The following is a 22,835-nucleotide window of genomic DNA, read 5'->3' as shown; positions in this document are numbered from 1 at the left end:
CCTTCGGAGGGCGGGCGAGTACCATCGCGCGCATGGACGTCATCGTGTCGCGCAGCGGAGGATTCGCCGGACTCCGGCGCGTGTGGCGGGTCGACGTGGAGGAGCAGCCGGACGAGCGCGCGTGGCGGGAGCTGCTGGGGTCCCTGCCGTGGGAGGCGGACGACGAATCGCAGGCCTCCGCCGGCCGCTCCGCCTCCGCTGCCGCCCCGGGCCGACCGGATCGTTTCGTGTACGAGATCCAGGTGCAGACCCACCACGTGCGGCTCGGCGAGACCGAGCTCGACGGGGCCTGGCGGGAGCTGGTCGACCGGGTGCGCAAGGCGCAGCCGAGCTGACGACTCCCCGGCCCCGGACACGACGAAGGCGCAGCCCCGCACGGGAGCCGCGCCTTCGTCGTCGGTGCGGAGGGACTACTTCGTGCCGAGCAGATCGATCACGAAGATCAGGGTCTTGCCGGACAGCGGGTGCCCGCCACCCGCGGGACCGTAGGCCAGGGCCGGCGGGCAGATCAGCTTGCGACGTCCGCCGACCTTCATGCCGGGGATGCCCTGCTGCCAGGCGCGGATCAGGTTGTTCAGGGGGAAGTTGATCGACTGGTTGCGGCTCCAGGAGGAGTCGAACTCCTCGCCGGTGTCGTACTCGACGCCGAGGTAGTGCACCTCGACGGTCGAGCCGGGCTGCGCCTCGGCGCCGTCGCCGACGACGACGTCCTCGACGACGAGGGAGTCGGGGGCCGGGCCGTCGGGGGCGTCGACCTCGGGCTTGGTCAGGTTCTCGCTGCTCATGGTCATCGATCATAGAGCGGGGCGGCCGGGAGCGGGGTGTGCGGGGAGGGGCGGGCCCGGAGACGGTGGATCTCGATACGCCCGCTGCGCGGGCTACTCGATCAGCGCGGGTGGAGAGGAGAGGACGGGCAGCGTCCGGTGGTCGAGTAGCCGCGGAGCGGCGTATCGAGACCCGCCATCACGAGGAGACGTCGATCTCGATACGCCCGTTGCGCGGGCTACTCGATCAGCAGGGGTGGGTGCGGGCGGGTGAGGGAGCCTGGGAACGTCGAGGGAGCCCGGTGCTGCCGGCTCCCTCGACGGGTCGGGGTTCCCTCGGGGGTCACTCGACGAGGGTGAGGCGCTGGGTGGGGCGGGTCATGGCGACGTAGAGGGCGGCGGCGCCGCGCTCGCCGGCGGCGGCGATCAGGCGGGGGCGGGCGATGACGACGGAGTCGAACTCGAGCCCCTTGGCCTCGGTAGTCGAGAGGACGGCGATCGCGCGGTCCAGCCCCGTGGAGCCTCGGCCGACGGCGCGGCCGAACTCGTCCTCGAGGCGGGCGGTGACGGCGTCGAGGTCGGCGTCGGGCGCGATGACGGCGAGGGTCCCCTCCGTCGAGATGGCGCGGTCCTCGCGGATCGCGCCGAGCACGCGGTCGGGCAGCGCCGCGTCGCCGCGATCGCGGATCGTGCGGACGGGCCACTCCGTCGACCGGACCGAGCGGCTCGGGGTGATCTCGAGTCCGTTCCCGCGCGCCGTCCGCTCGGCGAACGCCACGATCTGCGCGGGAGTGCGGTAGTTGACCGTCAGCTCCTCGATGCGCCACACCGGCGGCTCGCCGTCCCGGCCCTGGCGGCCGAAGGCGTCGCGCAGCGCGGCGTCCCAGCTCGACGCGGCCGAGGCTCCCGACGCCTGCGCGGTGTCGCCCACGATCGTGAAGGAGCGCATCGGGCAGCGGCGGATGAGCACGCGCCACTGCATCGGCGAGAGCTCCTGCGCCTCGTCGACCACGACGTGGCCGTAGGTCCACGAGCGGTCGGCGGCGGCGCGCTCGGCCGTCGTGCCCTGGCTCGTGCGCTCCGCGAATCCGGCGGCGAGGTCCTTCGCGTTGACGAGGCCGTCGACGCCCATGTTGCGGATGGCCTGCTCGGCGTTCTCGACGTCGCGGCGGCGCTGCTCCTTCTCAGCCTTCTTCTGCGCGTCGGCGTGGTCGTCGTAGGCGCCGAGGAGCTCGGCGGCCTCGTCGAGCAGCGGCACGTCCGAAACCGTGAAGGGCTCGTCGCGCCCGCGGCGCAGCAGCAAGCGCTGCTCGGGGGTCCAGCGCGGCGTGAGAGTGGCGAACCAGTTCGGCCGGGCGTAGAGGTCCTGGATCAGCTTCTCGGGGGTGAGCGGGATCCACGCGGTGTTCAGGGCGATGCGCACGTCGTTCGCGGTGCGGACGTCCTCCCGGAGCACCGCCTCGTCGGCCTCGTCGACCGTGTTGCCGTGGCTGCGGAGCTGATCGGCGAGCTGCTTCGTGAGGTCGCGGATCATGGTCTTCACGAAGCCCACGCGCGCCTCGTTGTGCGGCTTGCGCGACTCCCGGGCGCGGGTGATCGCGCGCTCGACGTCGTGCGGCTCGAGGCGCAGCTTCTCGCCGTTGACGTCGAGGATCTGCGTCTCGGCCGGCACGATCTGACGCGAGCGGACGGCCCGGCGCAGCAGCTCCGCCATGCGGGCGGAGCCCTTCACCCGGGCGACGGCCGGGTCGTCCTCGTCGACGAGGTCGAGCCCCGGGTAGAGCTGCCCGAGGGTCGAGAGCACGACGCCCGTCTCGCCGAGGGAGGGCAGGACCGCCTCGATGTAGCGCAGGAACGAGCGGGACGGACCCACGACCAGCACGCCGGAGGAGGCGATGCGGTCGCGGTAGGAGTAGAGGAGGTAGGCGGCGCGGTGCAGCGCCACCGCGGTCTTGCCCGTCCCGGGGCCGCCCTGGACGACGAGGACCCCGCGGAGGTCGGAGCGGATGATGCGGTCCTGCTCGCCCTGGATCGTGGCGACGATGTCGTGCATCCGACCCGTGCGCTCGGCGCCCAGCGCCGCCATCAGCGCGCCCTCGCCCTGGAGCGCCGTGCCCTCGCGCAGCAGCTCCTCGTCGAAGACCTCGTCCTCGAAGCGGACGACCTCGCGGCCGCGGGTGGTGAGGTGGCGGCGGGCGCGCGTGCCCATCGGGCGGGCGGCGGTCGCCTGGTAGAAAGCGGCGGACTGCGGGGCGCGCCAGTCGAGCAGCAGGGTGTCCTGCTCCTCGTCGCGGAGGCCGATGCGGCCGATGTAGCGGTGCTCCGCCTCCTGATCGGCGAGGGTGAGCCGCCCGAAGGCGAGACGGTCGTCCGCTCCGGAGAGCGTCTGGATGCGGTCCTCGTAGAGGCGGGCGTACGCGTCGCGCTCGGAGCGGCTCTGGTGGTTGCCGCCCACGCTCTGGATCCGGACCCGGTCCAGCGCCTCGCGCGCCTGCGCGACCAGCTCGTCCAGCCGGGCGTAGAGGCCCGCCACGTACTCGCGCTCGCGCGAGAGCTCGGACTCGAGGATCGTGTTCTGGTCCGTCATCGTGCGCCCTTCCCGTGCATCGCCGTCGCGGCCGGGAGGCGGATCGCACTCCGGTGGCCGCAGAAAAACAGGCGGTCCAGTCTAACGACCGCGCAGGGTCCGGTCGGCGCGGGCGGCGATCCCGGGGGTCTTGACGAACGGCGGCTCCGGGAGGAGGCTTCTGCTCAAGAAGAGTTCGACCCCCGGTCCGAGCAGGCGGCCCCGCCCCTGCCGTCGGGGGTCGATCTCTGTCCGGGCCCGTCAGGACTCCCACCCTCCAGGAACTGGGCGGCGCGCTCCTGCGATGATGGCGGAGGGACCAGCTGCGCTCCCGCCCGACCGGCCGTCAATCGGCCCCGTCCTCCGGGAGCCCCCATGACTCCGACGCCCGCGTCCGCGCCCGTGCGGCGGCTGCGCTCGGTGCGGGTGCGGATCCTCGCGGCGATCCTGGTCGTCACGGCGCTCGGGCTGCTCGTCTCGGGCGGTGCGTCGTTCCTGTTGCAGCGCGACCGGATCCTGGCGTCGATCGACGAGGAGCTGCGGCAGCAGGTCGAGAGCGTGCGCACGATCGTCGAGTCGCCCGGGGAGGCGGCGATCGTGGAACCGGACGGCGCCCCGCTCACCGCGGCTCCGACCGACGGCTCCGGCTTCTCGGACATCGACGCGCTGCTGCGGACGGTGCTCGGTCAGGTGCTCCCCCGGCTGGACGGCAGCACCGTCGGGCTCGTCGACGGGGTCGCCCGGTGGGAGCCGCAGCCGTACGCGCTCAGCTTCCTGCTGGACGACGACCCCGAGTTCCTGACACGAGTGTCGGAGGAGACCGGCGCCGGAGCGACGGTGCTGGGCTGGGGCGAGACCGACGACGGCACCCTCCGCTACGCCGCGGTGCCCCTCCGCGTCGAGGGCTCGGACGCCGAGGGCGTGTACGTGACGGCGATCGACACCGACGCGCGCCTCGCGGACCTCGGCGACGTGTCGCTCAGCTACGCGGTGATCGCGCTCGTGGCCCTGGCGGCGACCGGGCTCGTCGGCTGGTTCGTCGCCGGCCGCCTCCTCGCCCCCATCCGCGAGCTGCGGCGGACCGCCTCGCGCATCACGGCGACCGACCTCGGCGAGCGGATCCCGGTCGGCGGCGACGACGACGTCTCGGACCTCACCCGCACGGTCAACGACATGATCGGCCGGCTGGAGGGCTCGTTCGAAGCCCAGCGTCGGCTGCTGGCCGACGTGCGGCACGAGCTCGGCACGCCGATCACGATCGTTCGCGGGCACCTCGAACTCGTGGATCCGCACGACCCCGCCGACGTCGAGTCGACGCGCGCGATCGCCCTCGACGAGCTGGACCGCATGGGGCACCTGCTGGGCGACATCGCCGAGCTGTCGGAGGCGGAGCGCGAGGACCGGCTCGACCCCCAGCCGACCGACGTCGGCGAGCTCACGCGCCAGGTGCTCGCGAAGGTGTCCGTGATCCCGGGACGCGAGTGGCAGGCGGGGCCGGTGGCCGAGGTCCGGGTGCACGCGGATCCGGCCCGGCTCACCCAGGCCTGGCTGCAGCTCGCCGACAACGCGGCGAAGTACAGCCCGGAGGGGTCGTGCATCGTCGTGGGCAGCGAGCGGCGCGGCGACCGGGTGGAGCTGTTCGTGACCGACGAGGGCCCGGGGATCCCGGCCGCGGCGCGGGAGCGGATCTTCGAGCGGTTCGGGCGCGTCGACGACGGGCGCGGGATCCGCGGCTCCGGGCTCGGGCTCGCGATCGTCTCGGCCATCGCCCGGGCGCACGGCGGACGGGTGGAGCTCGACTCCGTCCCCGGCCGCGGCACCCGCTTCGCCCTCTCGCTCCCCCTCCGGCCCCCCGCGCACGACGACACCGACGACCACGACAGGACAGGAGGCGCCGAGTGAGCACCATCCTCATCGCCGAGGACGAGGAGCGCATCGCCGCCTTCGTCGAGAAGGGCCTGCGCTCCGCGGGCTACACCACGACGCGCGCCACCCGCGGCGACGACGCGCTCGCCTACCTCCGCAGCGGCGGGTTCGATCTGGTGCTGCTGGACGTGGGCCTGCCGGGGATGGACGGCTTCGCGGTGCTGCGCTCCCTCCGCGCCGAGGGCGAGTCGCTCCCCGTGATCATGCTGACGGCGCGGAGCTCGGTGACCGACACGGTCGAGGGGCTCGACCTCGGCGCCAACGACTACCTCGCGAAGCCGTTCCGCTTCGACGAGCTGCTCGCGCGGATCCGGCTGCGGCTGCGCGAGTCCGCCGCGGCAGGATCGGGAGCGGACGACGGCACCCTCGTGCACGGCGGAGTGGCGCTGGACCTGCGCTCGCGCCGCGCCACCGTGGAGGGCGGGACCGTGGACCTCTCGGCGCGCGAGTTCGCCCTGGCCGAGGAGTTCCTCCGCCACCCCGAGCAGGTGCTCAGCCGCGAGCAGCTGCTCAGCCGCGTGTGGGGGTACGACTTCGACCCGGGCTCGAACGTCGTCGACGTGTACGTGCGCTACCTGCGCGGCAAGATCGGCGCCGACCGGATCGAGACGGTGCGCGGCATGGGCTACCGGATGGTGGGCTGAGGCCCGCGCCGGCTGAGGCCCTAGTCGTCGAGGTCGTCGTCGACGTCGTCGTCCGGGTCGTCGGTGTCCTCGTCGTCGCCGTCGTCGTCGTCGGGATCGGCGGGCGCGGGCGCCGGAACGGGGACGACCGGGACGGGCGCGGTGCCTCCGCTCTGCTCGGCCGGCGTGACCTGCTCGGTGGGGGCCGTCGGCGCCGCGGGAGGCGCCGCGGGGTCCGTGGCCGCAGGATCCGTGGCGGGCGCCGTGCTCCCGGGGGTCTCCTCGGAGCCCGGCGCGCGGCTCGGGCCGACGACCGGCGTCGAGCCGATCTCGGTCACCTGCTGCGGCTGCTGCATCGCGCCGGCGACCGTCACGACGCCCCCAGCGATCGCGGCGAGGCAGACGGCCGCGCCGACGGCGAGCAGGACGGGACCGCGTCGGGTCATGGGCTTCTCCTGACCGGTGGGGCCGGTGTCGGTCGTCGGACGGAACAGGGACGTGATCGATCGTCTCACGGGGCGAGGATCCTCTCGGTGGTGCGGGCGAGCGACCGGGCGGCGAGCGAGCGCCACGCCGGTCGGAAGAGGTAGAGGCAGGCGAGGCGGAGGCGTGCGGCGCTCTCGTACGCCTCGAGGCGGTGCGGAGGCACTCCGGCCCGCTCGGCGGCGCGGTCGACGATCGCGGTCGCCACCGCGGCGGACGCGGCCGGCAGCAGCCCCTGGGCGGTGCGCAGCCGCAGATGCGCGCGCAGGTTGCCGAGGTCGAGGGCGGCCTCGGCCCGCGCCGCGGTGTCGAGGTCGAGCAGTGCCAGGCGCCCGTCGTCGGAGGCGAGCAGCTGCTTGTCGTGCAGGTCGCGGTGCGCTAGGACCAGCGGCTCGGCGGGGCCGGCGAGGAGGGTGCGGGCGGCGCGGGCGGCGGCGGCGAGGACGTCGGCCCGTCGCTCCGGCGGGAGGAGGATCGCGGCGTGCGCCGCCCAGGTCGCGACGACCGCGGCCTCCGCCTCCGGGCCGTGCACCGGCAGGTCGGAGCCGGCGTCCGGCAGGAGCGCCCAACCCTCGGCCCAGCGCTGCCAGACCGCGCGCCACTGCTCCGGCGCGGTGCGGGGGTCGGCGCCGACCTCGAGCACGGTGCGGCCGGGCAGCGCCGAGAAGCGGACGAGACCCTCGGGATCGTCGTCGCGGTGCAGCACCCGGGGCAGGTCGAACCCGGCGGCGAACGCCTCGGCGCTCGCGTGGGCCGCCACGACCGCGGGGGCGGCGTGCGGGCGGAGCACCTTCAGGAAGCTGCCACCGTCGGCCGCCCGGATCACGGCGCGCCGCCGCGGCCGGTGAACGACGACCGCTCCCTCGCGGCGGGCGTGCGCGAGGGCGGGGAGGCGGCGGTCGGTCCCCGCGGGCAGCAGCTCGACTCCGCCGTCGGCGCTCCAGTGGCCGCCGCGGACATCGGCGGACCCCTCGGCGGACGCCTCGAGATCGGCGCCGTCGGGAGCGGGCCACGCGCGCGAGACGGTCCACGTCACTCCGTCCTCGATCACCGCGGCGGGCACGCCGCTCAGCACGCGAGCACCTCCTCGGCGCGGGCGACGGCGGCCTCGACGCTCTCGCGCCAGTCGGGCCGGGCGGTGCGGAAGGGCTCGACCGCGCGCAGCAGCAGGCTCGAGGCGGTGCGGCGGCGGAGGGCCTCGGGGTCGATCGCTCCCCCGGCCTGGCGGTAGGCGTCGACCAGCGCGGGGCCGAGGGCGGATCCGCGGGGCTCGGCGGCGAGGAGGCCGCCGAGGTCGCGCTCGGGCTCGTCGATCCGGACGCGGTCGAAGTCGATCAGGCGGACGCCGACGCCGACGAGGACCTGATCGGCGGAGAAGTCGCCGTGCACGAGGCAGCGGCGCCGTCCGACCACCGGCAGCGCCGCGGCGAGGCGCTGGAGGCGCACGGCGAGGGCGGGGACGAGGTCGGCGAGGGCGCGGACCGCGACGGCCGTCTCCTCGACGGGGCCGTCCGGCACGGGCACTCCGCGCACGGAGTGGAGCCGGGCGAGCGCGACTCCGGCGGCCCCTGCCGCGTCCTCGGAGGGGCGCTCGGCGAGGTCACCGTCGCCCCACCAAGCGGTGGCAGACGCTCCGGCGCGGATCACCGTCGGCACGAGGACCGGCACGCCGCGCGCGGCCAGGGCGGCCTGCACGCGGGCGACGTCCGCGACGCGGGACGCGGCTCCGGGAGCCACGATCTTGACGACGCGGGAGCCGTCGGCGAGCACCAGGCGGCGGTGCGGGTTGTGCCGGAGCACGCGGGCGCCGTCGAGCAGGGCCGGCTCGCGGCGGGCGAGGCGGCGGAGGGTGGGCGAGAGCTCGCGGTCGGCGCGCACGGGACCGCTGACCGCACCGAGCTCGGGGTGCTCCCGCAGGACGACCCCGATGCGGGCGGCGCGCTCGCGGGTCTTCTCGAGCTTGGCCGGATCGGCGTAGGCGGCGATCCAGGACGGGCCGTCTGGCGCGTCGAAGGCGACGACCACGTCCGCTCCCCGCTTCCAGCGGCGGCGGGTCACGAGGGCGGGGTGGCCGAGCGCCTCGACGAGCCGGGTCGGGTCGAGGAGGGAGGCGAGCGCGGGGAGCGACGGGTCACGTCGGACGAGATCGGCGACGGCGGCGGAGGTGGCGGGGGTCATGCGCGTACCTCCGCCGCGGTCGAGGAGACCTCGGCCCGGCGGAACCAGGCGGCGACGCGGGAGTCGCTGCCCAGCAGCTCCTGGGGGCTGCCGTCCTCGACGATGCGGCCGTCCTCGAGCCAGAGCAGGCGGTCGGCGCCCGCGATCGCGGCGGGGTCGTGCGTGATCGAGATCGTGGTGCGCCCGCGGGTGAGCTCGGCGAGCGACTGCGCGACCTGCGCGCGTGCCTCCGGATCGAGCCCCGTCGTCGCCTCGTCGAGCACGACCACCGGGGCGTTGCGCAGGAGCGCGCGGGCGATGGCGATGCGCTGGCGCTGTCCGCCCGAGAGGGTGCCGCCGCGCTCGCCGAGCACCGTCTCGAAGCCGTCGGGCAGCGCGACGACGAACTCGAGCGCGTTCGCGCGGCGCGCCGCCTCCTCGACCTCGGCGTCGGTCGCGTCGAGCCGGCCGTAGCGGATGTTCTCGCGCACGGTCGTGGCGAACAGCACCGAGTCCTGCAGCAGCAGCGAGATGCTCGAGCGCAGGCTCGACAGCGTGGCGTCGCGCAGATCCGTGCCGTCGATCGCGAGGGAGCCGCTGCGCGGGTCGGAGGCGCGCACGAGCAGGCTCACGAGCGTCGACTTGCCCGCGCCGGACGCACCCAGGAGGCAGACGTTCTCGCCCCCGCGGATCTCGAGCGAGAGACCGGAGAAGAGGGGACGGCCGTAGCCGTCGTCGACTCCGATCGACCGGAAGGAGACCGCGCCGACCGTCGTGACCAGGTCGCGCGCGTCCGGGCGGTCCTGCACCTCGATCCGCTCGTCGAGCAGATCGGCGACGCGCTCGCCCGAGGCGGCCGCGCGCGCGATGCGGCCGGTGTACTTCGCGAGGTCCTTCAGCGGGCGCATGGCGATCTTGAGGTACATCGTGAAGACGACGAGGTCGCCCGGAGTCATGACGCCCTCGAGCACGCGCCAGCCGCCGCCGACGAGGACCAGCGCGGTCGCGGCTCCGACGATGACGTCGGTGCGGCGCTCGAGCGCGGCGGCGAGGCGCCGGGCCTTCACGCCCTGGTGCAGGGCGGTCGCGTTGCCGCGGTCGAACGCCCCGCCGACCTCCTTCTCGAGTCCGTAGGCCTGCACGACGCGGATCGCGCCGAGGGTCTGCTGGGCGGTGTCGGCCAGGGCGCCCTCGCCCTTGCGGGTGGACCGCGACGCGCTCGTGATCGAGGTCGAGCTGCGCCGGGACGAGACGAGGTAGACGACCGCGGCGGCGACCACGACGAGCGTGAGCAGCGGATCCAGCCACAGCATCACGACGGTCAGCACGACCAGGGTGATGATGTTGCCGACCAGCGGCAGGCCCGCCGTGACCGCGACCTCCTGCAGGCGGCCGATGTCGCCGACCAGGCGCTGCACAGTGTCGCCCGCCGAGGACACCGTGTGGTACCGGAGCGACAGCGCCTGCACGTGGGCGAAGACCCGTGCCCGGAGCGAGGTCGCGACCCGTGAGCCGACCAGGGCGAAGGCGATCGTGGAGAGATAGGCGGTGATCGCGCGCAGGCCCACGAGGCCCAGCAGGATCGCTCCGCACGCCACGAGCAGGCCGATGGTCGCCGGCGGGGTGCCGGCGTTCGCACCCGCGGTCGCGCCCAGGCTCGCGCTGACGCTGTCGATCACGATCTTGAGCGGCCACGGCTCGAGGACCCGGAGGATCACCTCGGCCAGCAGCGCGACGAGGCCGCCGAGCATCAGCAGCCGGTGCTCGCGCAGGTGCGGGCGGACGATGTGGAGGCTGCGGCGCAGGGCGCCGGGGTCGGGGGTGGTGCGGCTGGTGCGGCTCACGCGGCGGCCTCCTCGGGTCGGGGCAGGGCCGCGAGGATCCGCTCGAGCACCTGCGACCAGTCGTACTCGGCCACGGCGACGGACCGGGCGGCCTCCCCCATCGCGCGGCGGCGGGCGGGATCGGCGGCGAGGGACGCGATCGCCGCGGCGAGCGCCTCCGGCCGACCCGGTTCGACGACGAGACCGGTGACGCCGTGGCGGAGGATCGACGGGATCTGCCCGACGCCGGTCGCGACGACCGGGAGCCCCGCGGCCAGGTACTCGTAGACCTTCAGCGGCGAGAAGTAGTCCTCGGCGGCGCGCGCCGGGTAGGGGGCGACCCCGATGTCGAGGCGGGCGAGCTGCGCGGGCATGTCCTCGGGCGCGACGGCCCCGGTGAACTCGACGTCGAGGCCGAGGCGCCGGGCCTGCTCGCGGAGCGAGGGACCCTCCGGTCCGTCTCCGACGACGAGGAGCCGGACGAGGGCGGGATCGAGGAGGGCGACCGCGTCGAGCAGGGCGCCGACTCCGTGCCACGGCTTGAGCGTGCCGACGAAGCCGACGGTGAGCGGGCCGTCGCCGCGCACGGGCCCCGGCAGGATGCGGCGGGTGTTGACTCCGTTGGGCACCACGAGCGGAGCGACGGCGCCGTGCTCCGACGCCCAGCACGCGACGGGAGCGGAGACGCACGCGACGACCGCCGCCGAGGCCAGGACCGCGCGGGTCGCGTCGAGTGCCCCCTGCTCGTCGAGGAGCACGCGGTGCTCGCGCTGCTCCTCGACGAGCGGCGAGTTCACCTCGAGCACCGCGGGCACGCCGAGGGCGCGCGAGACGAGAGCGGAGGCGCGGCTGAAGAGGGAGTAGCGCTCGTAGACGAGGTCGCAGCCGTCGAGCACCACCGCCTCGGCGAGGTGCACGGCGGCCTCGGCGACCGCGCGCTCGCGCTCGGCCGGGTCCTGCACTCGAGTGCGGTGCTCGAGCACCGGGACGTCGGCGAGATCGGACGGGACGCTGTCGCCGGCACGGGCGCAGTAGACGCGCACCTCGTCGCCGCGGGAGCGGAGGGCCCGGAGGATCTCCTGGACGTGGACGGAGGAGCCCTTGCTCCCGAACACGGGGACGCCGGGATCGGCGCAGACGACGGCGACGCGCATCACGCCACCGCCGTCCGGGCGGCCTCGCGGGTGAGCCCCGCGAGGGTCCGCGCCTGCACGCGGGAGTCGAACTCGCGCTCGACGAGCGCGCGGGCGCGGGCGGTGACTCCGGCGGTGTCGAAGGCCGGGTCGGCCACGCGCTGGAGCGCTCGGGCCAGGTCGTCGACGCGGCCCGGCCGGCAGAGCAGACCGGTGTCGCCGTCGCGGACCACCTCCGGGATCCCGGTGACGGCCGTCGAGATGCACGGCACCCCGGTGGCCATGGCCTCCAGCAGCACGGTCGGCAGCCCGTCCGCGTTGCCGTCGGCACCGACGATGCAGGGTGCGACGAAGACGTCGGAACGGCGCAGCAGGGCGGCCACCTCGTTCTGCGGCACCGGCCCGAGCAGCCGGACGCGCGACTGGAGGCCCGCGGAGCGGATCCGCTCGGCGAGGGAGCCGTGCAGCTCGCCGCCGCCCGAAATCTCGACCTCGACGTCCTGGCCGCCCGCGGCGAGCATCGCGACCGCGTCGACGAGCAGCGCGAAGCCCTTCTTCTCGACGAGACGGCCGACGGCGGCGACGCGCAGCGCGCCGGTGCGCTCGGGGCGCGGCGAGAAGGCGAACCGCTCGAGCTCGAGCCCGTTGTAGACGCGGCGGACCCGGTCGGCGGCCTCGGGGAAGCGCGCCGCGAGGTGCAGCACGTTGTAGTCGCTGACGGTCGCGGCGAAGCTCGCGTCGGCGAGCTTGCGGGCCAGGTCGGCGGAGTCGACCGACTCGTGGAACAGGTCCTTCGCGTGGGCGGTGAAGGAGTAGGGCACCCCGGTCAGCAGCGACGCGAGCCGGGCGACGGTCGTGGCGCTGGAGGCGAAGTGCGCGTGCAGGTGCGTCACTCCCTCGCGCTGCACGGCGGCGGCCAGCTGCACGGCCTGCACGGCGTCCTCGGGGCTCGCGCGCAGCAGCTCGGGCAGCAGGCGGCCGACCGCGGCCAGGAGCTCCGGCGACTGCTCCGCGGTCCGCAGCCCCTGCCAGAGAGCGGATGCCTTCAGCGGCTTGCCGAGATAGCGCACGGGCGCGCTCACCCGGGCGAGCTCGGGGTGGAAGCGGGGGTCGTCGGGCGCTCGGAGCGAGAAGATCACGAGGTCCTCGCCCCCGGCCTCGCGGGCCAGGATCTCGGAGACGACGAAGGTCTCGGAGAAGCGGGGGTAGACCTTCAGGACGTAGGCGGTGCGGGGCATCGGGATTCCTCCGGTGGGCGCGGTCACGGACGGGGGCGGGTCAGACGGCACGGTCGGCCTGCTCCTGAGCGGTGCCGCGGGCCGCGGCGACGAGGCGGGCGGCGAGCGGGCCGACGGCGGCGAGGCCGTCGAGGTCGATCCCCGTGCGGTGCACCTCGGTGCCGACGCTCGCGGCGAACCAGGCGCCGAGCCGCTCGGCGGTGACGTCGGCGGGGTCGAGCACCTCGACGGCTCCCCGGGCGGCGAGCGCGTCGGCGCGCAGCCGCTGCTCTTGGCGGCGGTGCGTGCGGGGCACGACGAGCGAGGGGACGGTGGTGCTCATCACCTCGCAGACGGTGTTGTAGCCGCCCATGCTGACGACGGCGGAGGCGCGGCGCAGCAGCGCGAGCGCATCCGGCACCGAGCGGACGACGGTGGTCGCGGGGCCGGCGGCGGCGCGGATGGCGCGCCGGTGCTCCGCGGGCATCTGCGGGCCGGTGACGACGACGTGGCGGTAGCCGGCCGGCACCTCGGCCGCGACGGCCGCCTCGGCGATCGCGCGCCCGTCCGATCCTCCGCCGACCGTGGTGAGCACGAAGGGCTCGTCGACGACGGAGTGGCCGGTGCCCAGGCGCCCGTTCGCGAGGAAGCCGGTGTGGGCGACGAGGTCGTGCAGCCCGGGCGGGATCTCCCCCGTGGCCGCGAGGTCGTGGACGCTCGGGTCGCCGTAGACCCAGACCGCGTCGTAGAGCTCGCGGACGGCGGCCGCTCCCCCGACGGCCTTCCACTCGGCCGCGGTCGCCGAGCGGCGGTCGAGCACGTCGCGCAGCCCCAGCACCACGACGGCGGCGGGGTTCGCCGCGCGGACCGCCCGCAGCGCCGGCTCGAGCTCGCCGTGCACGCCGAACGCGTGCCGGTCGACGATCACCATGTCGGGGGCGAAGGCCGCGAGCCCGGCCCGGACCACTCCTCCGCGCAGGCTCGTCAGGGTGCGCAGCTCGACGTCGAGGTGCCGCGAGCGGTAGCCCTGCTCGCCGGTAGTGACGCCCGGCAGCGCGAGCCAGTCCCAGCCGTCCGGAGCGACGAACGCGGTGGCGGAGGACTGACCCGTCACGAGGAGGCCGGTCACCTCCTCGCCGAGCAGCTCGGGCAGCGCGGTGTTCAGGGCGTGCGCGAGAGCGACGTTGCGCCGGACGTGTCCCAGCCCCACGGAGTCGTGCGAGTACAGGGCGATGCGGATGACCATGGCGTTCCCCTCAGCGGCGGTCGCGGCCGGGGCCGCGGCGGATCCTCGACCCGTGCTCACAGCCTCGTGACGCGGCGTAAGGCGGGTGTGAGACGAGGATGAGAGGCGTCTCATCTGCGCGCTCCTCGCTGGGAACAGTTCGGACGCCTCCCGCGTTGCACGCTGCATGCCTTCGACGAGCAGCAGCACCACCGCCCCCTCCCGCGCCTCGATCGACACCACCGAGTCGGCGCGAGCCGGCTGGGAGTCGTGGCTCGCGCGCCGCGCCGAGCGCGTCACCGGCCCCCGCGGCGACCTCGCCCTGGTCGAGACCCGCTGGCTCGAGTCCGGCGAGAGCGTCGACGACGAGACGGCGCTCGCCGGGTACGGACCCACCGCGACCCTCTCGCGGATGCGCCGACCGAACCTCGAGACCGGCGAGGAGGAGTACGGCTACCGCGTCTGGGACGCCGCCTCGGAGGGCGTCCGCACGTTCGACGCCATCGAGACCTTCCCCTTCGACGCGGCCTGGGTGCTCGAGGCCTGGTTCGAGCCGGTCGACGGGGAGCGGACGATCCCGTTCGAGCACCTGCGCGACAACGGGGCGACCCGCGAGCTCGTCGTGCCCGGCGACATCACCTTCTCGCTGGTCGACGACGGCCGCGCCCATGAGTACACCGTCGCCGCGTTCGACGACGGAGGCACGCTGCTGGTGCCGTTCGGCGATCCGACGAACCGCTCGGACGACCCCGATCTGCAGAGCTACCCCGTCGGCCGCTTCCTCGTGGTGCAGCGCCTGGGCGGCGCGGCCGACGCCGGCACGCCCGGCCCGGTCCTGCTCGACTTCAACCGCGCGTACATCCCGCCCTGCGGCTTCTCGCCGCACTACAACTGCCCGCTGCCGCCGGCGCAGAACCGCCTCGGCGTGCCGGTGACCGCCGGCGAGCGCCGGGTGCTGCGCGCGGCCGCCGCGTGAGCCGCCCGCGACGACGCGCGCCCCGATGAGCCGCTTCGGCCGTCGCGGCAGCTTCTGGGTGTCCACCCTGGTGCTGGCGCTGTGCCTCTGGTCCAGCGGTGCCCCGTCGGTGCTCTACCCGACCTACGCGCAGGAGTGGGGGCTGTCGTCGGTCGTCGTCACCTCGGTCTTCGCGGCGTACCCCGCGGCGCTGCTCCTGAGCCTCCTGGTGGTCGGCGACCTCTCGGACGTCATCGGCCGGCGGCGCACCATGCTCCTGGGCATCGCGCTGATCGCGGTCTCCGCGATCGTCTTCTCGCTGGCGGGCGGAGTCGCACTGCTCTACGCGGGTCGGGCACTGCAGGGCGTCGGCACGGCCCTCGCGCTCAGTGCGGCGAGCGCCTCCCTCGTCGACAACAACGTCTCGGCGAACCCGCGGCTGCCGTCCTCGCTGACCACGGTCTCGACCTCGACAGGACTCACCCTCTCGCTCCTGGTCTCGGGTGCGCTGGCGCAGTACGCGCCGCTGCCCCTGCAGCTGAGCTACTGGGTGCTCGCCCTGGTCGGACTGCTCACGATCGTGATGCTCGCCCTCAGCCGCGACGACCGCCCCGAGGGCGCGGCCCGCTGGCGCCCTCGTCTTCCGCACGTCGCTCCGGGGCTGGGCACGGTCTACGTCGGCGCCACGCTCGCCGTCTCGGTCGCCTACGCCACCGGGGCTCTCGTGCTCTCGCTGGGCGCGCAGATGGCCCGCGAGCTGACCGGCGCGACCGACCTGCTCGTGATCGGCCCCGCCCTCGCCCTGTCCTCGGTCGTGATCGGAGTGACGGCCCTCGCGATCCAGCGCGTCCCGGCGCACACGCTGATCGTCACCGGCGCCGGCGCGGCGATCGCCGGGCTCGCGCTGATGGAGTGGGCCGCGTCGAGCGGCTCCTTCGCCCTCTTCCTCGCCTTCAGCGTCGTCAGCGGAGTCGGCTACTCGCTGAGCTTCTCGGGCGGGCTCTCGCTCGTCGGCCGGGCGGCGCCGGCAGAGCACCGCGGCTCGATGATCTCGGCCGTGTACCTCGTCAGCTACCTCGGCCAGGCCGTCACGGCGGTCGCCGCCGGAGCGCTGGCGACGTCGCTGGGGCTCGAGCTCGCTCTGGATCTCGTCGCCCCCGTGGTCGCCCTGCTGTGCGTGGCGGCTGGAGTGGTCGCGTTGCTCGACCTGCGACGCCGCCGGATCGCGGTGCGGCCCGCGAGCGCCTAGCGCCCGGTCAGCGCAGTCCGGCGCGCCACGAGCTCCTCGAGCAGCACGCGCTCGTCGACCGCCCCGGTGCGTCCACCGCGCCCCGCCACCTGCTGCTGACGCAGGTGGGCCAGCCGGGTGGCCGAGCGGAGGAACGCGCTCATCGCCCGCGGCCGGTCGCCGCCCGCGGTCCGCGCCCAGCGCATCGCCGTCCGGCGCCCCTCCGCCGTGCCGATCATGCGCACCTCGGCGGGCGAGAGCCAGCCGGCCGCGGCGTAGTCGCCGAGGCGCTCGAGGGTGACCCGGCGCTCCTGCCGCCGCAGCAGCACGACGACCACGACCGCGACGACGAACAGCGGCACCTGCACCACTCCGTAGAAGCCGAACCAGTCGGCGACCAGGAACGACGAGCCGTTCCACAGCGCGTGCAGGAACACGGCCGCGGCGAGGCCGAGCAGCGCGATCGGCACGGCCGCACTCGCGCGTCGCGACACGGCGAAGCCCAGCGCCGCTCCGGTGCACGAGGTGAAGAGCACGTGAGCGAACGGCGACAGCACCCCGCGGAGGAAGAACGTGACCGCGAGCGAGCCGAGCCCGCCCTCCACCAGAGCACTGCCGAAGTAGAGGATGTTCTCGACGAAGGCGAAGCCCGAGGCCACGACCGCCGCGTAGACGATGCCGTCGACGGGCCCGTCGAAGGTGCGGCGCCAGATGAGCAGGATCAGCAGCACGCCCAGGCCCTTGGCGCTCTCCTCGACGAGCGGCGCCTGGATCACGGCGCCGACGAAGTCGGATCCGCTCGGCTGCTCCCCCGAGGCGTAGACCGCGATCTGCACGCCCAGGTCGACCAGCAGCGAGATCGCGACCGATCCCGCCGCGCCCCACAGGAACGCGAACCACAGCCCCAGCGGCGCCTCCGGCTCCCAGCGGTCGACCCACCGCACGCCCGACAGCACGACGAGCAACGGCACCAGCGCGACGACCGCGCAGACCGCCGCGGCGCTCACTCCGAGCCCCAGCACCACGTAGGCCAGCACGAGCAGCAGCAGGACCCCCAGCAGCGCGACTCCGAGGGCGCCGAGCACGGTCGGGACGATCGAGGGGCGGGCGGGAGCCGGCGGCGGATAGGCGCTCATGGGGACCGACAGTAGGGCACGGGCGGCGAGCGCCTCCGGCGGTTGACAGGACGGCGCCGGCCTGCCGTGTCCGATTCCCGCGACCGCGGAGGCCGTCCGCGTGACAGGCTCGGTTCGTGCCCGTCTCCGATCCGCTCTTCGAGGAGCGCTACCGCGCCGTCGCCTCCCGCGACGCCCGCTTCGACGGCCGCTTCATCACCGGGGTGCAGTCCACCGGCATCTACTGCCGGCCGAGCTGCCCCGCCACGACGCCCCGCGCAGCGAACGTGCGCTTCTACCCCACCGCGGCCGCCGCGCACGAGGCCGGGCTGCGCGCCTGCAAGCGCTGCCTGCCCGACGCCGTGCCCGGGTCGCCGGAGTGGAACCTGCGCGACGACACGGCCGCCCGCGCCATGCGCCTCATCGCCGACGGCGTCGTCGACCGGGAGGGCGTCGAGGGCCTGGCGTCGCGGCTCGGCTACGGAGCGCGTCACCTCGGCCGGATCCTGCGCGAGGAGCTCGGCGCGCCTCCGCTCGCCCTCGCCCGGGCCCAGCGTGCGCAGACCGCGCGACTGCTGCTCACCGGGACGAAGCTGCCCGTGTCGGAGGTGGCGTTCGCGGCGGGCTTCGCGAGCATCCGCCAGTTCAACGCGACGATCGCCGAGGTGTACGAGCGGACGCCGAGCGAGCTGCGCGCCTCCGCCCGCGGCGGCCGCACCGGAGTCGCCGTGCAGCCCGGCGCGACGACGCTCGAGCTGCGGCTGCCCGTCCGAGCTCCGTTCGACTCCGGCGTCCTCGACGCGCTCGCGGCGTCGGCAATCCCGGGGCTGGAGGAGGGGGGCCGCGGCCGTCACACGCGCTCGCTCCTGCTGCCGGGCGGGCCGGCCGTCGTCCGGCTGGAGGTCGACGGCGGCGCGGTGCGCTGCACGGCGACCCTCGCCTCCGTCGCCGACATCGCTCCGCTCGTCTCGCGGGTGCGCCGGCTGCTCGACCTCGACGCCGACGCGCGCGCGATCGACGAGGCACTCGGTGCCGATCCGGTGCTCGCCCCGCTCGTCGCGGCGACCCCCGGGATCCGGCTGCCCGGCTCCGTCGACCCCGCCGAGACCCTGGTGCGCGTCCTGCTCGACGGGCGCCCCGCCGTGCTGGCCCGGCTGGTCGCGCTCCTGGGCGATCCGCTGCCCCCGGCGCTCGCCGGCGCGGGCGTCTCGCGCATCTTCCCCTCGTCCGCCGTGGTCGCGGCCGACGGAGACGCGGTGCCGGGTCGAGCGGCCGAGACCGTCCGCCGGGTCTGCGCCCTGCTCGCCGACGGCGCGTTGCGGCTGGACGCCGGAGCGAGCCGCGAGGAGCTGTCGGAGCGACTGCTCGCGGTCCCCGGCGTCTCGGCCCGGACCGCCGTGGCGGTGGCCATGCGCGTCACCGGCGATCCCGACGTCCTGCAGACCGGGGACCGGGGCGTCCGACGCGGAGCGATCGCGGTCGGGCTCGGTGGTGCTCCCCTCGCGCTCGCCACGGCCGGACGCCGCTGGGCCCCCTGGCGCAGCTACGCCGGAGAGCACCTGCGGCGCGCGGCCGACGATCCGCGGTGGGCTACTGGTCCGCGGCGGGCGGGATGATCGGCAGGGCCGCCGTCATCGCCTCGATGCCGGACAGGCGCGCGGGCGAGATCAGCCGCAGCACCTCCTCCCGCGACATCAGCCCCGCCTCGACGACGAGATCGGCGACGTTGCGCCCGGTCGCGAGGGCCGCCTTGGCGATCGCCGCCGACGCCGTGTAGCCGATGCTCGGCGTGAGCGCGGTCACGACGCCGACGCTCGACGCCACCATCGCCTCCAGCCGGGCGGTGTTCGCGGTGATGCCGTCGATGCAGTTCACGCGGAGGGTGAGGCAGGCCTGGGTCATCCAGGTGATGCTCTGCAGGAGCGAGTGGGCGATGACGGGCTCGAAGGCGTTGAGCTGCAGCTGCCCCGCCTCGGCCGCCATGGTCACTGTGACGTCGGCGCCCGCGACCGAGTACGCCACCTGGTTCACCACCTCGGGGATCACCGGGTTGACCTTGCCGGGCATGATGCTCGAGCCGGCCTGCCGCGGCGGCAGGTTGATCTCGCCGAAGCCCGCCTGGGGCCCGGAGGAGAGCAGGCGCAGGTCGTTGCAGATCTTCGACAGCTTGATCGCCGAGCGCTTCAGCGCGCTCGAGAACGACATGAAGACGCCGGTGTCGCTCGTCGCCTCGACGAGGTCCTGCGCCATCTCGAGGTCGAGGTCGGTGATGTCGTTGAGGTGGCGCACCGCCGCGGCGCCGTAGCGGGGATCGGCGGTGATGCCGGTGCCGATGGCGGTCGCTCCGATGTTGACCTCGGCGAGGAGCCAGATCGTCTCGGACAGGCGCGCGTGGTCCTCGCCGAGGGTCGTGGCGAAGCCGTGGAACTCCTGGCCGAGCGTCATCGGCACCGCGTCCTGCAGCTGCGTCCGCCCGACCTTCAGCACGCCGCCGAACTCGACCGCCTTCTGCGAGAACGACCCGCGGAGCAGCGCCAGCTCGTCCAGCAGCCGACGCAGCGACCAGGTCATGGCCATCTTGATCGCCGTCGGGTAGACGTCGTTCGTCGACTGACTCCGGTTGACGTCGTCGAGCGGATGGAGGGTGCCGTAGTCGCCCTTAGGCCGCCCGGCGATCTCGAGCGCCACGTTCGCGACGACCTCGTTCGCGTTCATGTTGGTGGACGTGCCGGCACCGCCCTGGATCACTCCGACCACGAACTGGTCGTGGAACTCGCCGTCGATGATCCGACGGCAGGCGGCCTCGATCAACTCGGCCTTGTGCGCGGGCAGGGTGCCGAGCTCGGTGTTCGCGCGCGCGGCGGCGAGCTTGACGGTCGCCAGCGCCCTGACCAGATCCGGGTAGATCGAGATCGGGCGCTTCGAGATGGGGAAGTTCTCGAGGGCCCGGGCGGTGTGGATGCCCCAGTAGGCGTCGTCCGGGATCTCGAGCGAGCCGAGGGAGTCGCTCTCGGTGCGGGTCACGGCGGGTCCTTCCTGGTCGCTCTCGGGGAGGGTGCTCGATGAGAGGGTCACGTCAGCTCCGTTGCTGTCGTCGTGCGGCCCCGGGGGTGCAGGGGGTCCGCGGTCTGCGCCGCCAGCCTACGCCGGAGGCGGGTCGCGGCTGCAGGAGCGGAGCGGCCGCGGCGGCGCGCACGGTCTGCAGGGGTCCGCACGGTCTGCAGGGGTCCGTGCGGTCTGCAGGCACCTGTGCGATCTGCAGGGGATCCGGGGTCTCCGCACGGGCGTCATAGGGAGGAATGCGCTTTTCCCCTCAGATCCCCTGCAGATCGTGCGCACCTCGCTCGCAGATCCCCTGCAGATCATGCGCACCTCGCTCGCAGATCCCCTGCAGATCGTGCGCCCGCCCGCCCCGGACTCGCGGCGGATCACCCAGGAACCGTCCGTCGGCCGTCCCCGCGGCGTGGTTTCATCGTCGCCAGGGCTCCCGCACGGCCGCGACGGGAGCCGCGACCGGAGGATCCCATGCAGCAGACGACCGCGCCCGGCCCGATGATCGGCCTGACCACCTACCGCGAGCGCATCGTGTCGGACGTCTGGGACCTCGAGGCGCCGTACCTCCCCGCCAGCTACCTCGACTCCGTCACCCGGGCCGGCGGAGTCGCGCTGCTCCTGCCGCCGCAGCCCGCCTCTCCCGACGTGGCCCGCGCCGTCGTCGACCGCCTCGACGCCCTGGTGATCACGGGCGGCCTCGACATCGATCCCGCCCTGTACGGCCAGGAGCCGCATCCCGAGACCGACCTCCCCCGCCCGGACCGCGACGCGTGGGAGGACGCCCTGCTGACGGCCGCCCTCGAGGCCGACCTGCCGCTGCTGGGGGTCTGCCGCGGAGCCCAGCTGCTGAACGTCGCCCTCGGCGGCACGTTGCATCAGCACCTGCCCGAGGTCGTCGGCGACACCCGCTACCAAGCGGCCGGCGGCGTCTTCTCGCACGTCGACGTCGCCATCGCTCCGCTATCACGACTGGAGGACCTGCTCGGTGTCCGGTCGCTCGTCGCGATGGTGCACCACCACCAAGCGGTCGACCGGGTGGCGGAGGGACTCGTCGTCACCGCGCGGACGGCCGACGGCACGATCGAGGCCGTCGAGCTGCCGGGCCGGCGCTTCGCCCTCGGCGTGCAGTGGCACCCGGAGGAGGACTCCGCCGACGACCGCCTCTTCAGCGGCCTCGTCGCCGCAGCCCGCGGGCACCGCGACCGGGCGGCCGAGAGCTGAGCCGTCGGACGACGGATGGATACGCTCGCCTCATGACCAGCCGGACCGCGCGACTCATCGCTCCCGCACTCGTCCTGGCGATCGCCCTCGCAGGCTGCACGCCCGAGACGTCCTCCAGCTCCCCCTCCGGTTCGCCGGGCTCCGCAGCCGGCGCGAGCACCGGACCGTCCGCGTCAGCGCCGACCGGGGCGGGCACGCCCCGCGCCTCGACCGAAGCGGACGGATCGAACTCGCCCGCTCCCACGGTCTCGGCCTGCTCTCCCCTCGAGCTGTACGAGCCGTGGTCGCCCGCGACTCCGATCGTGGCCACGCTCGGGAGCAGTCGGATGCGGATCCCGGTCGATCAGGGCCCGGTCGAGCACGCGAGCGGGGAGGCGGTCCTCGACGACGCCGGCCGACCGGTCGCCTACCTCGTCGCTCCGGACGACGTGTGGACCGTGGTCGCCGAGCGGTTCTGCCTCCACGTCGACTACGTCAACGCTCTCAACCAGGTCCGGCGCAATGGTGCGGCGACGCTCTTCGCCGGGGACACTCTGAACCTCGATCCCTACACCGTGACCAGCGTGGGATCGGAGAACGGGACCGTCTTCGAGAACGACCCGCCGCATCCGATGCCCCCGCAGGCATAGCCCCGAGGCCGACGCCGGGCGCCGCGAGTCGGCGCGGAACGGGTTCTGCGGGCGTACACGAGCCCGATCCACGTCCACTCGGTGCGGAGTCGCGCGGCGAGTGGACGCGAACCGGGCTTCGGGACAGGTGCGGGCCCCGTCAGGCGACCGGTCGGCGCGGCCGGGTCAGCGGTAGTCGCCGGTCGCGACCGCGACGAGCGGCAGCAGCAGCCCGGCGACGATCAGGAACGCGAGGAACAGGCCGACGAGCCCGATCATCACCGCGTTGAGGACGATGCCCCAGATGGCCAGGGTGCGCCCGGTGGGCTCGCGACGGAGCCCCAGGAGGCCGAAGACGAGGCCGGCGACCGGGGCGATCACCGTCAGGCCGAAGAAGACCGAGGTGACGCCGAGGATCAGGCTGGTGAGCGAGAACGGCGTCGACGGAGCGGCGGGGACGGTCTGCGGCGGGACGCTCGGGGTCCCGTACGGCGCGGGGTAGGACGCGCGCACGTCCTCGGGGCGCACCTGCTCGTCCTGTTGCGACGACGCCCCGATGCCCGGCGACTCGACCACCGGGTCCGGGAGCACGGCCGTGGCGCGCATCCCGAGGTCCTCGGTCGGCTGCTCGGAGGCGGTGCTGCTGCGGGGGGTGGTCTCGTCGCTGGACATGGCTGATGCTCCTGGTCGTCGTGGGTGGGCCGGTGTCTCCGGCGATGCCTCCACGCTACGGACGC

Annotated in this window: 20 protein-coding genes; 8 read left to right on the top strand and 12 right to left on the bottom strand. The window is 74.6% G+C overall.

Going from position 1 to position 22,835, the window contains the following annotated elements:
- Positions 1 to 32 precede the first annotated feature (32 nt).
- The gene (locus LRG51_RS17770) at positions 33 to 335 is read left to right on the top strand and encodes a protealysin inhibitor emfourin (protein ID WP_230674033.1); all 303 of its coding nucleotides are present in this window, start codon (positions 33 to 35) and stop codon (positions 333 to 335) included.
- 75 nt (positions 336 to 410) lie between these two features.
- Here LRG51_RS17770 and LRG51_RS17765 read toward each other — a convergent pair whose 3' ends face one another.
- Positions 411 to 785, bottom strand: a complete 375-nt coding sequence (locus LRG51_RS17765; RefSeq protein ID WP_055793425.1) for an FKBP-type peptidyl-prolyl cis-trans isomerase — start codon at positions 783 to 785, stop codon at positions 411 to 413.
- Positions 786 to 1,107: 322 nt separating this feature from the next.
- The gene (locus LRG51_RS17760) at positions 1,108 to 3,351 is read right to left on the bottom strand and encodes a HelD family protein (protein WP_230674032.1); all 2,244 of its coding nucleotides are present in this window, start codon (positions 3,349 to 3,351) and stop codon (positions 1,108 to 1,110) included.
- 354 nt (positions 3,352 to 3,705) lie between these two features.
- Between LRG51_RS17760 and LRG51_RS17755 the strand changes: the two genes are divergently transcribed.
- A complete protein-coding gene (locus LRG51_RS17755) occupies positions 3,706 to 5,232 on the top strand; it encodes a sensor histidine kinase (protein ID WP_230674031.1) in 1,527 nt (508 codons plus the stop codon).
- A complete protein-coding gene (locus tag LRG51_RS17750) occupies positions 5,229 to 5,900 on the top strand; it encodes a response regulator transcription factor (protein WP_230674030.1) in 672 nt (223 codons plus the stop codon). The genes LRG51_RS17755 and LRG51_RS17750 overlap by 4 nt, the downstream gene beginning before the upstream one ends.
- 20 nt (positions 5,901 to 5,920) lie before the next feature.
- Here the strand turns inward: LRG51_RS17750 and LRG51_RS17745 are convergent, their stop codons facing one another.
- Genes LRG51_RS17745 through LRG51_RS17715 form a run of 7 tightly spaced genes read right to left on the bottom strand, consistent with a single transcriptional unit; the run spans position 5,921 to position 13,938 of the window.
- Positions 5,921 to 6,394 carry a hypothetical protein gene (locus LRG51_RS17745; RefSeq protein WP_230674029.1) on the bottom strand — a complete coding sequence of 158 codons (474 nt, stop codon included), beginning with the start codon at positions 6,392 to 6,394 and terminating at the stop codon, positions 5,921 to 5,923.
- The gene (locus LRG51_RS17740) at positions 6,391 to 7,437 is read right to left on the bottom strand and encodes a hypothetical protein (protein ID WP_230674028.1); all 1,047 of its coding nucleotides are present in this window, start codon (positions 7,435 to 7,437) and stop codon (positions 6,391 to 6,393) included. The genes LRG51_RS17745 and LRG51_RS17740 overlap by 4 nt, the downstream gene beginning before the upstream one ends.
- Positions 7,431 to 8,540 carry a phosphotransferase family protein gene (locus LRG51_RS17735; RefSeq protein ID WP_230674027.1) on the bottom strand — a complete coding sequence of 370 codons (1,110 nt, stop codon included), beginning with the start codon at positions 8,538 to 8,540 and terminating at the stop codon, positions 7,431 to 7,433. The genes LRG51_RS17740 and LRG51_RS17735 overlap by 7 nt, the downstream gene beginning before the upstream one ends.
- Positions 8,537 to 10,363 carry an ABC transporter ATP-binding protein gene (locus LRG51_RS17730; protein ID WP_230674026.1) on the bottom strand — a complete coding sequence of 609 codons (1,827 nt, stop codon included), beginning with the start codon at positions 10,361 to 10,363 and terminating at the stop codon, positions 8,537 to 8,539. The genes LRG51_RS17735 and LRG51_RS17730 overlap by 4 nt, the downstream gene beginning before the upstream one ends.
- Entirely contained in the window at positions 10,360 to 11,496 is a 1,137-nt protein-coding gene (locus LRG51_RS17725; RefSeq protein ID WP_230674095.1) for a glycosyltransferase family 4 protein, read from the bottom strand. The genes LRG51_RS17730 and LRG51_RS17725 overlap by 4 nt, the downstream gene beginning before the upstream one ends.
- Positions 11,496 to 12,713 carry a glycosyltransferase gene (locus tag LRG51_RS17720; protein WP_230674025.1) on the bottom strand — a complete coding sequence of 406 codons (1,218 nt, stop codon included), beginning with the start codon at positions 12,711 to 12,713 and terminating at the stop codon, positions 11,496 to 11,498. Before LRG51_RS17720 ends, LRG51_RS17725 begins: the two co-directional genes overlap by 1 nt.
- A 40-nt stretch (positions 12,714 to 12,753) precedes the next feature.
- Positions 12,754 to 13,938: a glycosyltransferase family protein gene (locus LRG51_RS17715; RefSeq protein WP_230674024.1), complete on the bottom strand. Its 1,185-nt coding sequence runs from the start codon at positions 13,936 to 13,938 to the stop codon at positions 12,754 to 12,756.
- A 166-nt stretch (positions 13,939 to 14,104) separates the two neighbouring features.
- Between LRG51_RS17715 and LRG51_RS17710 the strand changes: the two genes are divergently transcribed.
- Together LRG51_RS17710 and LRG51_RS17705 are read left to right on the top strand one after the other, a co-directional pair.
- Positions 14,105 to 14,893 (top strand): DUF1684 domain-containing protein, encoded by a 789-nt coding sequence (locus LRG51_RS17710; RefSeq protein WP_107575439.1) that lies wholly within the window; start codon positions 14,105 to 14,107, stop codon positions 14,891 to 14,893.
- 25 nt (positions 14,894 to 14,918) lie between these two features.
- Complete coding sequence (locus tag LRG51_RS17705; protein ID WP_230674023.1) at positions 14,919 to 16,121, top strand: MFS transporter; 1,203 nt, start codon at positions 14,919 to 14,921, stop codon at positions 16,119 to 16,121.
- Here the strand turns inward: LRG51_RS17705 and LRG51_RS17700 are convergent.
- The gene (locus LRG51_RS17700; RefSeq protein ID WP_230674022.1) at positions 16,118 to 17,236 is read right to left on the bottom strand and encodes a PrsW family intramembrane metalloprotease; all 1,119 of its coding nucleotides are present in this window, start codon (positions 17,234 to 17,236) and stop codon (positions 16,118 to 16,120) included. The two genes, LRG51_RS17705 and LRG51_RS17700, sit on opposite strands and share 4 nt — an antisense overlap.
- Before the next feature lie 116 nt (positions 17,237 to 17,352).
- Between LRG51_RS17700 and LRG51_RS17695 the strand changes: the two genes are divergently transcribed.
- Complete coding sequence (locus LRG51_RS17695) at positions 17,353 to 18,831, top strand: DNA-3-methyladenine glycosylase 2 family protein (protein WP_230674021.1); 1,479 nt, start codon at positions 17,353 to 17,355, stop codon at positions 18,829 to 18,831.
- On the opposite strand, the gene LRG51_RS17690 is transcribed toward LRG51_RS17695, so the two are convergent.
- The gene (locus LRG51_RS17690; protein WP_055793453.1) at positions 18,806 to 20,290 is read right to left on the bottom strand and encodes an aspartate ammonia-lyase; all 1,485 of its coding nucleotides are present in this window, start codon (positions 20,288 to 20,290) and stop codon (positions 18,806 to 18,808) included. The genes LRG51_RS17695 and LRG51_RS17690 overlap by 26 nt on opposite strands.
- A 450-nt stretch (positions 20,291 to 20,740) precedes the next feature.
- Between LRG51_RS17690 and LRG51_RS17685 the strand changes: the two genes are divergently transcribed.
- Together LRG51_RS17685 and LRG51_RS17680 are read left to right on the top strand one after the other, a co-directional pair.
- Entirely contained in the window at positions 20,741 to 21,490 is a 750-nt protein-coding gene (locus LRG51_RS17685) for a gamma-glutamyl-gamma-aminobutyrate hydrolase family protein (RefSeq protein WP_230674020.1), read from the top strand.
- A gap of 32 nt (positions 21,491 to 21,522) precedes the next feature.
- Complete coding sequence (locus LRG51_RS17680) at positions 21,523 to 22,119, top strand: hypothetical protein (RefSeq protein WP_230674019.1); 597 nt, start codon at positions 21,523 to 21,525, stop codon at positions 22,117 to 22,119.
- Between the two features lie 165 nt (positions 22,120 to 22,284).
- Here the strand turns inward: LRG51_RS17680 and LRG51_RS17675 are convergent, their stop codons facing one another.
- A complete protein-coding gene (locus LRG51_RS17675) occupies positions 22,285 to 22,770 on the bottom strand; it encodes a DUF4190 domain-containing protein (protein ID WP_230674018.1) in 486 nt (161 codons plus the stop codon).
- Between the last annotated feature and the right edge of the window lie 65 nt (positions 22,771 to 22,835).

This window comes from Rathayibacter sp. Leaf248 (assembly GCF_920939495.1).
GTDB classification, from domain to species: Bacteria; Actinomycetota; Actinomycetes; order Actinomycetales; family Microbacteriaceae; genus Rathayibacter; species Rathayibacter caricis.
This window is presented reverse-complemented; position numbering and strand designations above follow the sequence as displayed.